Consider the following 274-nt stretch of genomic DNA (forward strand, 5'->3'; position numbering starts at 1 on the left):
CAGCAGCGGTGGTCAAGCCCTCACAGCGACACGTTGCCTCTGTACGTGTCGGTGGTGACTTTTGACCAGGTTCCTTTTGTCGGGCTGTCCGCCACCTCGGATGCCGATCCCTTCGACATCATCCCGGATTGCGCTTGTGATGCCTGCGACCATGGTTCGGAAGATCTTTTGCGGGTTCTTGACGCGGACTTGGCGGCCGTCGTTGACGGTAGCCTCGTCGTTGTCACTGGGCCGGTGGTCAATGGTGAGCCGACATTCCATCTCGTCGGTACCG

1 protein-coding gene is annotated in these 274 nt (G+C 59.9%); it reads left to right on the forward strand.

Annotated features, from left to right (window positions below; translation table 11 throughout):
* Positions 1-274, forward strand: a 274-nt coding sequence (locus MTCD1_RS23640) for a DUF6226 family protein (RefSeq protein ID WP_235013391.1), incomplete at both ends; no start/stop codon positions are given.

The organism is Colwellia marinimaniae, assembly GCF_002207865.1.
In the GTDB taxonomy this organism is placed as follows: Bacteria; Pseudomonadota; Gammaproteobacteria; order Enterobacterales; family Alteromonadaceae; genus Colwellia; species Colwellia marinimaniae.